At 66.7% G+C, this 13,122-nt stretch carries 14 protein-coding genes; 2 read left to right on the top strand and 12 right to left on the bottom strand.

Features of this window, described 5'->3' with window-relative positions; translation table 11 throughout:
• Window positions 1-4: 4 nt before the first annotated feature.
• Window positions 5-565 (top strand): pyridoxamine 5'-phosphate oxidase family protein, encoded by a 561-nt coding sequence (locus ASF00_RS01510; RefSeq protein WP_055873160.1) that lies wholly within the window; start codon window positions 5-7, stop codon window positions 563-565.
• Window positions 562-765, top strand: a complete 204-nt coding sequence (locus ASF00_RS01505) for a putative signal transducing protein (RefSeq protein WP_055873159.1) — start codon at window positions 562-564, stop codon at window positions 763-765. The genes ASF00_RS01510 and ASF00_RS01505 overlap by 4 nt, the downstream gene beginning before the upstream one ends.
• A gap of 46 nt (window positions 766-811) precedes the next feature.
• Here the strand turns inward: ASF00_RS01505 and ASF00_RS01500 are convergent, their stop codons facing one another.
• The 12 genes from ASF00_RS01500 to ASF00_RS01440 form a co-directional block, all read right to left on the bottom strand.
• Window positions 812-2,140 (bottom strand): PQQ-dependent sugar dehydrogenase, encoded by a 1,329-nt coding sequence (locus tag ASF00_RS01500; RefSeq protein ID WP_055873156.1) that lies wholly within the window; start codon window positions 2,138-2,140, stop codon window positions 812-814.
• Window positions 2,141-2,427: 287 nt separating this feature from the next.
• Window positions 2,428-4,689, bottom strand: a complete 2,262-nt coding sequence (katG, locus tag ASF00_RS01495; RefSeq protein ID WP_055873152.1) for a catalase/peroxidase HPI — start codon at window positions 4,687-4,689, stop codon at window positions 2,428-2,430.
• Window positions 4,690-4,871: 182 nt separating this feature from the next.
• On the bottom strand, window positions 4,872-5,771 hold the full coding sequence (locus ASF00_RS01490; protein ID WP_055873149.1) for a hemolysin family protein: 900 nt from the start codon (window positions 5,769-5,771) through the stop codon (window positions 4,872-4,874).
• Between the two features lie 8 nt (window positions 5,772-5,779).
• The gene (gene ybeY, locus ASF00_RS01485; RefSeq protein ID WP_055873147.1) at window positions 5,780-6,289 is read right to left on the bottom strand and encodes an rRNA maturation RNase YbeY; all 510 of its coding nucleotides are present in this window, start codon (window positions 6,287-6,289) and stop codon (window positions 5,780-5,782) included.
• A gap of 123 nt (window positions 6,290-6,412) precedes the next feature.
• Window positions 6,413-7,417, bottom strand: a complete 1,005-nt coding sequence (locus ASF00_RS01480) for a PhoH family protein (protein WP_055873144.1) — start codon at window positions 7,415-7,417, stop codon at window positions 6,413-6,415.
• A 431-nt stretch (window positions 7,418-7,848) separates the two neighbouring features.
• Window positions 7,849-9,183, bottom strand: a complete 1,335-nt coding sequence (miaB, locus tag ASF00_RS01470) for a tRNA (N6-isopentenyl adenosine(37)-C2)-methylthiotransferase MiaB (RefSeq protein ID WP_082463157.1) — start codon at window positions 9,181-9,183, stop codon at window positions 7,849-7,851.
• A 284-nt stretch (window positions 9,184-9,467) separates the two neighbouring features.
• A complete protein-coding gene (locus ASF00_RS01465) occupies window positions 9,468-10,142 on the bottom strand; it encodes a lysophospholipid acyltransferase family protein (RefSeq protein WP_235525537.1) in 675 nt (224 codons plus the stop codon).
• A 44-nt stretch (window positions 10,143-10,186) separates the two neighbouring features.
• Window positions 10,187-10,609: a Fur family transcriptional regulator gene (locus ASF00_RS01460; RefSeq protein ID WP_055873135.1), complete on the bottom strand. Its 423-nt coding sequence runs from the start codon at window positions 10,607-10,609 to the stop codon at window positions 10,187-10,189.
• A 74-nt stretch (window positions 10,610-10,683) separates the two neighbouring features.
• The gene (locus ASF00_RS01455; protein ID WP_055873132.1) at window positions 10,684-11,172 is read right to left on the bottom strand and encodes a GNAT family N-acetyltransferase; all 489 of its coding nucleotides are present in this window, start codon (window positions 11,170-11,172) and stop codon (window positions 10,684-10,686) included.
• Window positions 11,172-11,789 (bottom strand): tRNA (adenosine(37)-N6)-threonylcarbamoyltransferase complex dimerization subunit type 1 TsaB, encoded by a 618-nt coding sequence (gene tsaB, locus ASF00_RS01450; RefSeq protein ID WP_055873129.1) that lies wholly within the window; start codon window positions 11,787-11,789, stop codon window positions 11,172-11,174. Before tsaB ends, ASF00_RS01455 begins: the two co-directional genes overlap by 1 nt.
• Window positions 11,790-11,912: 123 nt before the next feature.
• On the bottom strand, window positions 11,913-12,500 hold the full coding sequence (locus ASF00_RS01445) for a malonic semialdehyde reductase (protein WP_055873125.1): 588 nt from the start codon (window positions 12,498-12,500) through the stop codon (window positions 11,913-11,915).
• Window positions 12,500-13,072 (bottom strand): NifU family protein, encoded by a 573-nt coding sequence (locus tag ASF00_RS01440; protein ID WP_055873122.1) that lies wholly within the window; start codon window positions 13,070-13,072, stop codon window positions 12,500-12,502. Before ASF00_RS01440 ends, ASF00_RS01445 begins: the two co-directional genes overlap by 1 nt.
• Window positions 13,073-13,122 lie beyond the last annotated feature (50 nt).

Here is a 13,122-nt window from a genome sequence, read left to right as displayed (position 1 = left end):
ATCGATGGAATTCTTTCCCGCGCTCACGGACGATCACCGCGCTTTCGTCGCGCGGCAGCCGGTGTTCTTCGTTGCGACCGCAGCGGAGGGCGCGCGGATCAACCTCAGTCCGAAGGGCATGGACAGTTTTCGCGTGCTCGATCCGACGACGGTCGCGTATCTCGACGTGGGCGGCTCCGGGAACGAGACCAACGCGCATCTGGCCGCGGACGGGCGGATCACGATCATGTTCTGCGCCTTCGATCAGCCGGCGCTGATCTTCCGCATCTATGGCACGGGTCGCGCGGTGCTGCCGCAGGACGCGGAATGGGCGGCGCTCTATGCGCAGTTCGCCCCGCTGCCGGGAACGCGGCAGATCTTCGTGATTGCAGTTAGCGAAGTCCAGACGAGTTGTGGATGGGGCGTGCCGTTCATGACTCTGGAGCGCGAGCGCCAGACGCTGTCGAAATATCACGCCAAGCAGACCGAGGCCGAGCGGGTCGAGGAACTCGCCGGCCCCGTCGCGAGCATCGACGGGTTGCCGGTTCGGCTTGGCACCGTACTGCCGGACCGCGTCAGCGCATGAGTCTCGCCGAACTGGGCCGATACGGTCGGAACGAGGCGCATATCATCGTCGGGCGGCTCGAGAGCGAGGGCATTCCCGCGGTGGCATTCGATGGCGGGATGTCGATCATGGAGGGAAGCTGGCTGCTGATCCCGGTGCGCGTCATGGTCGACGAGGATGATCTGGACGCTGCGCGGGGGATTCTGGCGGAACGGCCCTGACGCGATTGCTGGGTTGGGGGGTAGCATTGTAGCCACCCCCACCGGATCAGCCGCCCGCGCTGACCCGCCAGATCACGTTGCCGACATCGTCGGCCACCAGCAGGCCACCAGTCTTGTCGGTAATGACCCCGACCGGGCGGCCCTGCGCATCTCCGTCCTTGTTCAGGAAGCCGCCGAGAACGTCGACGGGCTTCGCGTTCGCCGCCGGGAAGCCTGTGTTGCCGAACGGCACGTACACGACCTTGTAGCCCGAGACGGGCTTGCGGTTCCACGAGCCATGCTCGCCGACGAACACCCCGTTGCCGAAGCGCGCACCGAGCTTGGCGTCGGCCGAGAAGGTCAGGCCAAGTGCCGCGACGTGTGGCCCCAGCGCATAGTCCGGGCGCTTCGAATATTGCTGGAGCGCGGGGTTCTTCGGCTCGACCCGGCTGTCGGGATAGCCGCCCCAATAATACCAGGGCCAGCCGAAATTGTCGCCGAACTCGACCTGCGTCATGTAATCCGGCGCGAGATCCGAGCCGAGCATGTCGCGCTCGTTGACGACGGTCCACAGCCCGCCCGACTTGGGGTTGATCGCCATGCCGTTGGGGTTGCGCAGGCCGGCGGCATAGATCCGCCAGTTCTTGTCCTTCGGCCAGACCTGCAGGATGTTGGCGCGGTATTTCTCGGCGTCCATGCCGTTCTCGGCAATGTTCGACGACGAGCCGACGCCGACATACAGCGTCTTCCCGTCCGCAGCGGTGATGACGTTGCGCGCCCAGTGGTTGCCGCCTGGGTTGAGCTTGATGACCAGCTCGGGCTTCGCGGTGATCTTGGTCGCGCCGTCGGTATAGGGCACGCGGACGAGCGCATCGGTGTTCCCGATATAGAGCTGGCCATCGAGTAGCGTCATGCCGAACGGCGAGTTGAGTCCGGTCATGAAGACCGACTTCGTCTCCGCGACGCCGTCACCGTTCGCGTCGCGTAGCAGCGTGATGCGGTTGGCCGAGGGCACGCCCGCACCGGCGCGGCCCATCAGCACCTTCATCACCCAGCCGGTGATCCCGCCGCCTTCGCGCGGGGGCGAGTTCGTCTCGGCGACCAGCACATCGCCATTGGGGAGGCGGTACATCCAGCGCGGGTGATCGAGCCCGGTGGCGAACGGCTGGACCTTCAGGCCCGCGGCGGGGGTCGGCATCGCGCCGTTCTCCCAGCCGACGACCTTGGCGACCTTGACGGTCGGGATCGTTTGGATGCGCGGATCGGTGATCTTGGGCCGCTTGCCGGCGACCTGATCGACCGGCAATTTCGCCGTGTCGGGCCAGGCAAGATAGGTGACGCCGGCCGCGATCACGAGCAGGATCAGGCCGAGGACGATGAGGATGTGTTTGCGCATGGCGGGAGATTAGGGGGGCGAGAGGGCGGGGGCAATCTCTTCCCCGCGGTCGTTCAGCTTTCGCTACGATGACGACCGAGCGGGGCTGGGCGGCAATCCTCCCCCGCCAGGGGGAGGTGGCAGGCGTTAGCCTGACGGAGGGGGCGGGAAGGGGGAACGGCTGTTCCGTGTCCGCCCCCTCCGTCGCCTTCGGCGCCACCGCCCCCAGGCGGGGGAGGATTTGCGGGGGCGAACGAAAAGGGCCGCCGGCATTGCTGCTGGCGGCCCCCTTCATCACGCGACGTCGCTTACGAGATCGCGGCGTCCTGTTCCGCGCGGACCTTGGCGAGGTCGAAGCGATCGGCGTTCATCACCTTGTTCCAGACCTTCACGAACGCGCCCGCGAACTTTGCGCTCGCATCGTCGGCCGCATAGACTTCGGCCAGCGCCCGCAGCTGCGAGTTCGAGCCGAAGACGAGGTCGACACGGCTGCCGGTCATCGTCGTCTCGCCCGTCTTGCGATCGCGCGCCTCGAACGTCCCGTCACCGGTCGCGGTCCACTTCGCGGTGAAGCTCGTCCGCAGGAGGTTGCGGAAGAAGTCGTTCGTGAGCGTCTCGGGACGATCGGTGAACACGCCAAGCTTCGAGTCGCCATGGTTGGCGCCGAGCACGCGCAAGCCGCCGACGAGCACGGTCATCTCTGGCGCGGTGAGGCCCATCAGATGCGCACGGTCGACCAGCAGTTCCTCGGCCGAATAGACCGAGGTCTCGCCGACATAGTTGCGGAAGCCGTCGGTGCGCGGCTCGAGCGGGGCGAACGAGATCGCGTCGGTCTGCTCCTGCGACGCGTCGGTGCGGCCCGGCGTGAACGGCACGGTCAGGTCGTGACCCGCCTTCTTGGCGGCCGCCTCGATCCCGGCATTGCCGCCGAGCACGATCAGGTCGGCGAGAGATACGGTCTTGCCGCTGCCAGCGAAGTCGCGCTGGATGCCCTCGAACGTCGAGAGCGCCTTGGCGAGTTCGGCGGGCTCGTTAACCGCCCAGTCCTTTTGCGGGGCGAGTCGGATGCGCGCGCCGTTTGCACCACCGCGCTTGTCGGTACCGCGATAGGTCGAGGCCGACGCGAACGCCGTCTTGACCAGACGCGAGATCGAAAGCCCCGAATCGAGGATCTTTGCCTTCAGCGCCGAAACATCGGCGTCGGAGAGCGGCTCACCCTCGGCAGCGGGGACGGGATCCTGCCAGATGCGGGGCTCGGCCGGAACTTCGGGGCCGAGCAGCAACGGGTAGGGGCCCATGTCGCGGTGCGTCAGCTTGTACCAAGCTTCTGCAAACGCTTTGGCGAACTCGTCCGGATTCTCGTGGAAGCGGCGCGAGATCTTCTCGTATGCCGGGTCCACGCGCAGCGCGATGTCGCTGGTCAGCATCGTCGGGCGATGCTTCTTGGTGGCGTCATGCGCGTCGGGCACGTCCTCGGCCGCGTCCTTCGCGACCCACTGGTGCGCACCGGCGGGGCTCTTGGTCAGCTCCCATTCGTGGCCGAACAGGTTCTCGAAATACAGGTTGGTCCACTTGGTGGGCTCCTGCGTCCAGGTGACTTCGAGGCCGCTGGTGATCGTGTCGCCGGCATTGCCCTTGCCGTAGCTGTTCGCCCAGCCGAGACCCTGCATCTCGATCCCCGCGCCCTCGGGCTCGGGACCGATATAGGGATCGGGTTCGGCGGCGCCGTGCGTCTTGCCGAAGGTGTGGCCACCGGCGATCAGCGCGACGGTTTCCTCGTCACCCATCGCCATGCGCGCGAAGGTCTCGCGGATGTCGCGCGCCGAGCCCATCGGATCGGGGTTGCCGTTCGGGCCTTCGGGATTGACGTAGATGAGGCCCATCTGGACCGCGGCGAGCGGATGCGCGAGATCGCGGTCGCCCGAATAGCGCTCGTCGGCAAGCCACTCACGCTCGGCACCCCAATTCACGTCGGTCGCAGGCTCCCACACGTCGATGCGGCCGCCGGCAAAGCCCGCGGTCTTGAAGCCCATCGATTCGAGCGCGCAATTGCCGGTGAGCACGAGGAGATCGGCCCAGGACAGGCTCTGGCCGTACTTCTGCTTGATCGGCCACAGCAGCATGCGCGCCTTATCGAGGTTCGCGTTGTCGGGCCACGAGTTGAGCGGCGCGAACCGCTGCTGCCCTGCGCCCGCACCACCGCGACCGTCACCGATCCGATAGGTGCCCGCGGCATGCCATGCCATGCGGATGAAGAGTGGGCCGTAATGACCGAAATCGGCCGGCCACCACTCCTGCGAGTCGGTCATCAACGCGACGATGTCCGCCTTGACGGCTGCGAGGTCGAGCGCCTTGAACGCCTCGGCATAGTCGAAGTCGTCGCCCATCGGATCGCCGGCGGGCGGATTCTGGTGGAGCACCGAGACGTTAAGCTGGTTCGGCCACCAAGTGCGGTTGGTCATTTCGAACAGGACGGCGGGGCCGTCCATCTTGCCAGGCTCGTTGGTCGCCTGGTGCGACGAACCGCCATGCATCGGGCATTGGCCTGCGGTGGGTGCTTCGGTGGTCATACCATCTCCAATTCAGCGTATTCTGACGTTGCGGCTGGTATGCCACTCGCACACTGATTGGGGAAATAGATTGCGTCGTCGGCAGTGATCGGGTGGGTGATATCTGCGCCGCGCGCATGAACGGCAAACGCGGTGCGAAATCGGCATCCGTTCCCCTCCCTGCGGGGGAGGGGAACAGCACGTCAGTCGTCATCCTCGATCGGGACGGCCGGCGGATGCAGCCGCAGCCGATTGATGCGGCGCTCGTCCGCATCGGTGATCTCCAGTTTCCAGCCGCTCGGATGATCGACGCATTCGCCAACTTGCGGCACGTGGCCGGCGAGCAACGCCGCCAGACCACCCAGCGTATCGATATCGCCATCGACCTCGGCGAGACGCGGATCGATCAGCTTGGCTGCGTCTTCGAGTTCGGCCCGCGCGTCGACATCCCAGGCGCCACCGTCGATCGGCGTCATCAGGACCTGCGGCGCATCGTCATGCTCATCCTCGATGTCGCCGACGATCTCCTCGATCAGGTCCTCGAACGTGACGAGCCCCTCGGTCCCCGAATATTCGTCGAGCACGATCGTCAGGTGGACATGCTTCTGCCGCATGTCCGCGAGCAGATCGAGCGCGCCGCGCGACATCGGCGCATAGAGCGGCTCGCGGATCAGGCCGGCGATCGACGCCGGATGCTCGGCGCCGGTCGCGAGGATGTTGAACACATCCTTGATGTGGACCATCCCGATGATCGTATCGAGGTTGTCGCGGTACACCGGCAAGCGGCTATGGCCCGCCTCGGCGAACAGCTTGACCAGGTCGGCGAACGGCGTGTCCTCCTCGACCGCGATGATGTCCGCGCGCGGCACGCCGACATCGCCCGCATCGCGCTCGCTGAAGTGGAGCAGGTTGCGGACCATCTGGCGTTCGAGCGGGGTCAGGTCGCCCTTGGCATCGGGAGCGGGGTCGCCCTCGTGCCGGTCGATCGCATCCTCGAGCTGGTCGCGGAGCGATTCGTCCGGGTTGCCGAAGATCAGGCCCTTGAGCCCGCGCCAGATACTGTCGCTACTATCGCCGTTACCGGCAGTGGGGCCATCGGCCATCGTGGTCGTCAGTCCTCTGTTATCAAATAGGGATCGTGGAGCCCGAGCGCGGCGAGCACGTCGCGTTCGATCTGCTCCATACCCTCCGCCTCGTCGTCGTCGATATGGTCATAGCCTAGCAGATGCAGCGTGCCGTGCACCATCAGATGCATCGCATGATCCTCGACCGAGATGCCGCGCTCCGCGGCTTCCGCGACGCAGACGCCGTGCGCGAGGATGATGTCGCCGAGCAGCACCTCGCCATCGTCCGAATTCTGCGTGATGGTTTCGAGCAGGTCAGCCTGTACCATCGGAAAGGACAAGACGTTGGTCGGCTTGTCCTTCTGGCGATACTGCTTGTTGAGCGTGTGGACCTCGTCGTCGGAGGCGAGCCGGAACGAGATCTCGACCGTGGCGGCGCTGGTCAGCAGTTCGCCGTGCGGCGTGCGCTCGATCGCCGCGGTCGCGGCGCGCTGGGCGAGCGCGTCCCAGTCCTGGTCGGGCCAGGGAGCTTCCGAAGAAAGCGCGATTTCGAGCATGCGGGTCCTTCCGGCGGAAACGTCAGGGCGAAATCATTACACATGCGGCAAAGTTCCGCACCCTTTACGGTATGCGGATGGTCCGGCGGCTATCCCGGGGTGTCCGGGATAGCCGCGCGCGGATCAGGCGTCGCTGCCCTCATAGGCTTCGACGACGCGGCCGACGATCGGATGGCGGACGACGTCGCCGACGGTGAAGCGGCACATCGAGATGCTCTCGACCCCCTCCAGACGGCGGACCGCGTCGGCCAGACCCGATGCCGCGACGCCGCCGGGGATGTCGACCTGCTTGGGATCGCCGCAGATCACCATCCGGCTGTTCTGACCGAAGCGGGTGAGGAACATCTTCATCTGCGCAGGCGTGGTGTTCTGCGCCTCGTCGAGGATCACGAACGCGTCGGCCAGCGTGCGGCCGCGCATGAAAGCGATCGGTGCGACCTCGATCTCGCCGCTCGCGATGCGGCGTTCGACCTGCTCGGCGGGGAGGCAGTCGTACAGCGCATCGTAGAGCGGGCGCAGATACGGATCGACCTTCTCCTTCATGTCGCCGGGCAGGAAGCCCAGCCGCTCGCCCGCCTCGACCGCGGGGCGCGACAGGATCAGCCGCTGGACGCTGCCGGTGATCAGCTGCTGCACCGCCTGCGCGACCGCGACATAGGTCTTGCCGGTCCCTGCTGGTCCGAGCGCGAAGATCATGTCGTTGTTGGCCAGCTCGCGCATGTAGTGCGCCTGCGCGGGCGTGCGCGGGACGATCGTCTTCTTCCGCGTGCGGATCATGATCGGCGGGGCGCCGCCGCCGCCGGCATCCGCGCGGATAATGCCTTCGAGCACGGGTTCGTCGGCCATCGCGATCGACGCGTCGACGAGGCCGGTGTCGACATCCTCGCCACGCTGGATCCGGGCATAGAGATCGTGGAGCACGTCGCGCGCCTTGGCGACCTGTTCGGCGGTCCCCTCCAGCCCGATCTTGTTGCCGCGCGCGGTGATGTACACGCCGAGGCGATTTTCCAGCGCCACGAGATTCTGGTCGTACTGGCCGAACAGCCGGACGAGGAGTTGGGGCTTGTCGAACAGCAGTTCGACTCGGGCGCGGTCACCGGACTGGGCGGGAACGGGTTTGCGGCTCATGCGGTCCTTTCGGGGGCAAGCGTGTCGGATCGATGATCGGGTATGGCCGGGCCGACACGCATCACGCCTGGGATGGCGTTCGACCAGAGATGAGCATGGGAGCCCGCGCGTTCAAGCGGTGCCGGGGCACCCGCCTGGAGATGATTCGAGTCGCGTGGGCGAAGCTGCATCGGGGGCGAGTGTGGCAGGGGATTCGGGTGGTGGACAGCGGTAGTTTTCGTGCGGTGCGCGAAGGTTGGGGTGGCGTTGCCCGAAAGCCTCAGGGGGGCGATGTGGCGGACGCCACCAACGAAACCAGCCGCTGTACCACCCCGGCGGAGGCCGGGGTCCAATTGGAAAGGTCGATGTAACGAGGGATCGTCCGTCGTTATTGCCGGTCCCCAATTGGGCCCCGGCCTTCGCCGGGGTGGTGAAATAAGGTGGGGGCGGTTTCAGGCGGCTTGGGCGATGCGTTCGATGCCGGTGAGGGAGTTGGGGCCGGCGGCGGCGAGGGTTACCTCTACCAGGTCGCCGATCGCGTGGTCGCCGATCAGGTGGACCGATTGCAGCCAGGGCGACTTGCCGATCAGCTGGCCGGGGAGCTTCCCGGGGCGTTCGAGCAGGACGGTGCAGGTGCGGCCGACGGTGGCAGCATTGAAGGCGTGCTGATCGCGGTTGAGCGCGGCCTGGAGGCGCTGGAGACGCTCGTCCATCACCGCCTCGGGGACCTGCTCGACGATCGACGCGGCGGGGGTGCCGGGGCGCGGGCTGTATTTGAAGCTGTAGGCCTGCGCATAGCCGACCGCATCGACCAAGCTCAGCGTATCCTCGAACTCGGCATCGGTTTCGCCGGGGAAGCCGACGATGAAGTCGCCCGATAGCGCGATGTCGGGGCGTACCGCGCGGACTTGGTCGAGCAGGCGGAGATAGGAGTCGCGGGTGTGCGACCGGTTCATCGCCTTCAGCACGCGGTCGCTGCCCGCCTGGACGGGGAGGTGGAGGAACGGCATCAGGCTCTCGACGTCGCGGTGCGCGTCGATCAGGCCCTGCGTCATGTCGTTGGGGTGGCTGGTGGTGTAGCGGATCCGCGCGAGGCCGGGGATGCGGTCGAGGTCGCGGATCAGGTCGTGAAGGCCGCGCCCCTCTGGAGTATTGGCGTTCTCCGACCATGCGTTGACGTTCTGGCCGAGCAGCGTGATCTCGCGCGCGCCGGCGTCGACCAGCGCCTTGGCCTCGTCGACGATCGCGGCGAACGGCCGGCTGATCTCGGCGCCGCGGGTGTAGGGGACGACGCAATAGGTGCAGAACTTGTCGCAGCCTTCCTGCACCGTCAGGAACGCTGCCGGCGCGACTTTCCGGCGCGCCGGCAGCGCGCCGAACTTCGACAGCAGCGGCATGTCGGTGTCGAGCGACGGCGTGCCCGCGGCTGCCTTGGCGACGAGCTCGGGGAGGTTGTGATAGGCCTGCGGACCGACGACGATGTCGACCTTGGCGCGGGTGAAGATCTCCTCGCCCTCGGCCTGTGCGACGCAGCCGGCGACCGCGATCATCGGCGTCTTGCCGGACTTGCGGCGCTGGTCCTTGCGGAGGCGGCCGATGTCCGAATAGACCTTTTCGGTCGCGCGTTCGCGGATGTGGCACGTGTTCAGGACAACGACGTCGGCATCGACCGCGTCGGCCTGGGTGAGGCCCTGCGCGGCCATGAGTTCGGCCATGCGCTCGCCGTCATAGACGTTCATCTGGCAGCCGAACGACTTGACGTGATAGGTCTTGGGTTTCGAGGTCATGCGCGCGCCCTATCAAATTTGCGGCGGCGGGGGGAGGGGCGTCTTCGGGCCCCGGTATCCAAGCGTACCTGCAAGGCATCAGAAGCACCTCCCCGGCGGAGGCCGGGGTCCAATTGGGGAAGGTCGCTAACCGAGGGCGGCGCTTCGTTACTGCGACCTCTCCAATTGGGCCCCGGACTTCGCCGGGGTGGTGTTTGCGGTTTGGAGGGCAACTCGCTCCCCCCTGTTCCCCCGCGAAGGCGGTAGCCCAGACTGGATCCCCGCCTTCGCGGGGAAACATAGGGTCAGAGCGCTTCCATGCGGCGGCGGGCTTCGGCAGCGATCGCCTTGCGGTCGCCATAGTCGACCGGATCGAAGTCGTCTGCGAAGTGCAATGTCGCCACGAAGCTGCCCCTGCGTTTCAGGACGCGGGCGGCGTGGTGTTGGCCAAGTTCGTCGCCGACCCAGGCGAGTTCGTGCGTCGCCGCGCCATAGTCGATGCGGACCGGCTGAATCCTGACGCCGGGCGGCGGCGGATCGAGCGCTGCCAGCAATGCGGCCTTGAAGGGCAGGAGCGTGGTGCCGTCGCCGGTCGTGCCCTCGGGAAACAGCGTGACGGGCCGATCCGCCGCCAGCGCGTCGCGGATTTCGGCGATCTGTGCGGTCACCGCCATGCGGTCGGCCCGGCTGACGAAGATGGTGTGGTTGAGCGTACAGAGCCAGCCGACCAGCGGTACGTTGCGGAGTTCGGACTTCGCCACGAACGCGCTGCCGGTCGCCCCGGACAGAAGCAGAATGTCGATCCAGCTCAGGTGGTTCGAGACGAATACGACGTCGTGGCGGAGCGGCGTGCCGGCGATGCGGGCCTTGGCCCCCACGATCCGTGCGACCAGTCCCAGGAAGCGCGGCGGCCAGGGCGACGTGCGCCCGAACAGTCGCCATGCGCCATGCACCGGAAGCGCCAGCACGAGCGCCGACACCAGCGCCGTCAGTCGCGCCGCAAGGCGTATCCGGCCGATCGCCTTCAGTCCTTGCGAGCGAGCGCCACGCCGTAAAGCTCCATGCGGTGATCGACCAGGCGAAAGCCCAGCTTCTCCGCGATCGCCTTTTGCAACTGCTCGAGCTCGGGATCGACGAATTCGATCACCTTGCCGCTCTCCACGTCGATCAGATGATCGTGATGCGCCTCGGGTGCGGGCTCGTAGCGCGCGCGACCATCGCCAAAATCATGGCGGTCGAGGATCCCGGCTTCCTCGAACAGGCGGACGGTGCGGTAGACCGTCGCGATCGAGATGCCCGGGTCGATCTGCGACGCGCGCTCATAGACCTTCTCGACGTCGGGATGGTCGTCCGCCTCGGACAGCACGCGCGCGATGACGCGGCGCTGCTCGGTGATGCGCAGGCCCTTCTCGTTACAGAGGGCTTCCAGATCGATCTTGCGCGGCATGTGTCTTTCCCTTGTTGAGGGCCATGTAGGGCGTTCGCGCTGTTGCGAAAAGGGATAGTGACTCGCAATAAGCCTTAGCTGTTGATATCTTTCGAATATGTATGTGCGTCATACGCGACGCCGGTCTTGCCGCGATAATAAGCGCGGCGTTCGCCCACCTTCGCGAAGCCGTGTGTAACATACATCTTGACCGCGTCGTTGCCGGCACGGACCTCGAGATGGAGTTTGGCGATGGCGCCGACCGAGCATTCGGCGATGGCGGCGCGGATGAGTGCGGTGCCGACGCCCCGACGGCGATAATCGGGGGCGACCGCGATCAGCAGCAGCTCGGCTTCGTCGGCGACCGATCGGGTCATCGTGAAGCCCGCCGGGACGTCGTCGACGAACGCCAGCGTCAGGTGGACGCCGGTTAGCGCGAGCACGCCGAGGCACTGGCTGCGCGTCCACGCCTCGCCGTAGCGCGGGTCGAACGCCTGCGTCATCAGCGCGTCGACGATCGCGAGATCGCGGGCGTCACCGGTACGCAGCGTGACGGCGCGCGTGGCGGCCTGTCGCGTCGCCATTATTTCGCGACCGAGGGTTTGGCGTCGGGTGCGCGACCGTAGATCGGGCTTGGCGACAGCGCAGTAAGTTCCGCGGGGAGCAGGATCGCGGCGGCGGCGTCGGGCAGCGCTTCGGTGAGGTCCAGGCCGTCATCGAGCGCGGCGAGCCAGCGCACGCCGTTACCGACCGCGCGGCGGCCCGCCAGCGCGGCGAGCGCAACCTCGGGCTTCAGCGATACCATGGCGGATCGCGGCGACAGATCGGCGGCAAAGGCCTGCATGAAGACCTCGCCATGCCCGCCTTCCATGACCACCGCACTATCGTCGGTTAAGCGATCGGCGAACCCCGCGGCGGCGATCAGCGGGAGCGACGAAAATCCGGCGATCTGCGCGCCCCAGCCGAGCGCGAGGCCGCGCGCGGCGGCGATCCCGACGCGCACGCCGGTGAAGCTGCCGGGGCCGCAATCGACGAGAATGCGATCGGCGCGGCCACCATCGGGCAGGCCCGCGATCATCGGGATGAGCCGCTCGGCATGGCCACGCCCGACCACGTCGTGCGCGCGCGCGATGACGACGCCGTCCTCGATCAGCGCGACCGAGCAGGCGGTGGTGGATGTTTCGATTACCAGAATGCGCATGTCTTATTCCCTCTCCCACTCGGGGAGAGGGTCAGGGTGAGGGGCGCCGCGAACGCCGTCCTTCCCAACGGCCCCTCACCCCGACCCTCTCCCCGCGGGGGAGAGGGAGCAGGTCTCTCCCCCTCAGGCGATGCTGTTGAACTTCGCGAAATCGGGACGCGGCGACCGCGCGTAGATCGTCGCGGGATCGCCGTGGCCGAGCGTCGCGATGAAATTGGTCCGCACCGCCGGCGTCTCGTGAAAGAACGCCGCATCGACCTTGCCCGCATCGAAACCCGACATCGGCCCGGTATCGAGCCCGAGCATCCGCGCGGCGATGATCAGATATGCGCCCTGCAACGTCGAGTTGCGGAACGCGGACGCCTCACGAAGCTCGGCATTGCCGTCGAACCAAGCCTTGGCGTCGGCGTGCGGGAACAGCTCGGGCAGATGCTCGTGGAAATTGGTGTCCATGCCGATGATCACCGACACCGGCGCCTTGAGGATCTTAGGCTGGTTCTGCGCGCTGCACGCGTCGGCAAGCTTCTGCTTCGCCGCGTCGCTGGTCACCCAGATCAGCCGCGCCGGAAGCTGGTTGGCCGACGTCGGGCCCCACTTCATCAGATCCCAGATCGCGTGGAGTTCGGACTCGGCGACGGGCTCATCGGTATAGCCGTTATAGCTGCGCGCATCGCGGAAGACCGCGTCGAGCACATTATCGTCGACGATCATCAGACGGCTCGCACTTCGGTGACTTCGGGAACGTAATATTTCAACAGCTGCTCGATGCCGTTCTTGAGCGTCGCGCTCGACGACGGGCAGCCTGCGCATGCGCCCTGAAGCTGGAGGAACACCTTGCCCTTGTCGAACCCGCGATAGACGATGTCGCCGCCGTCATTGGCGACGGCGGGACGGACGCGCGTGTCGATCAGTTCGCGGATCTGTGCGACGATGTCGGCATCCGCGGGATCGTCCGACAGCGTCGGCTCGTCGGAGGGCACCGAGAAGCCGGCGCGCGCGGGCTTGAACAGCGGCATCGCGGCGGAGAAATGATCGAGCAGGATCGCGAGCACGTCGGGCTTGAGATCGGACCACGCGACGCCCGGCCCGGCGGTGACCGAGACGAAGTCACGGCCGAAGAACACGCCGGTCACGTCACCAAGATTGAAGATCGCCTCGGCCAGCGGACTGGTCTCGGCCTCCTCGGGGGTGGCGAAGTCGCGCGTGCCGGCGTCCATGACGGTGCGTCCCGGCAGGAACTTCAGCGTCGAGGGGTTCGGGGTGGATTCCGTTTCGATGAGCATAGGGGGCATGTGGCCCGACGGCGGCACCGGATCAAGCATGGAACGGGAAA

Origin of the sequence: Sphingomonas sp. Leaf34 (assembly GCF_001421805.1) — a bacterium.
Classification (GTDB): domain Bacteria; phylum Pseudomonadota; class Alphaproteobacteria; order Sphingomonadales; family Sphingomonadaceae; genus Sphingomonas.
The sequence above is the reverse complement of the archived record's forward strand: the minus strand, read 5'-3'. Positions and strand labels throughout refer to the sequence as shown.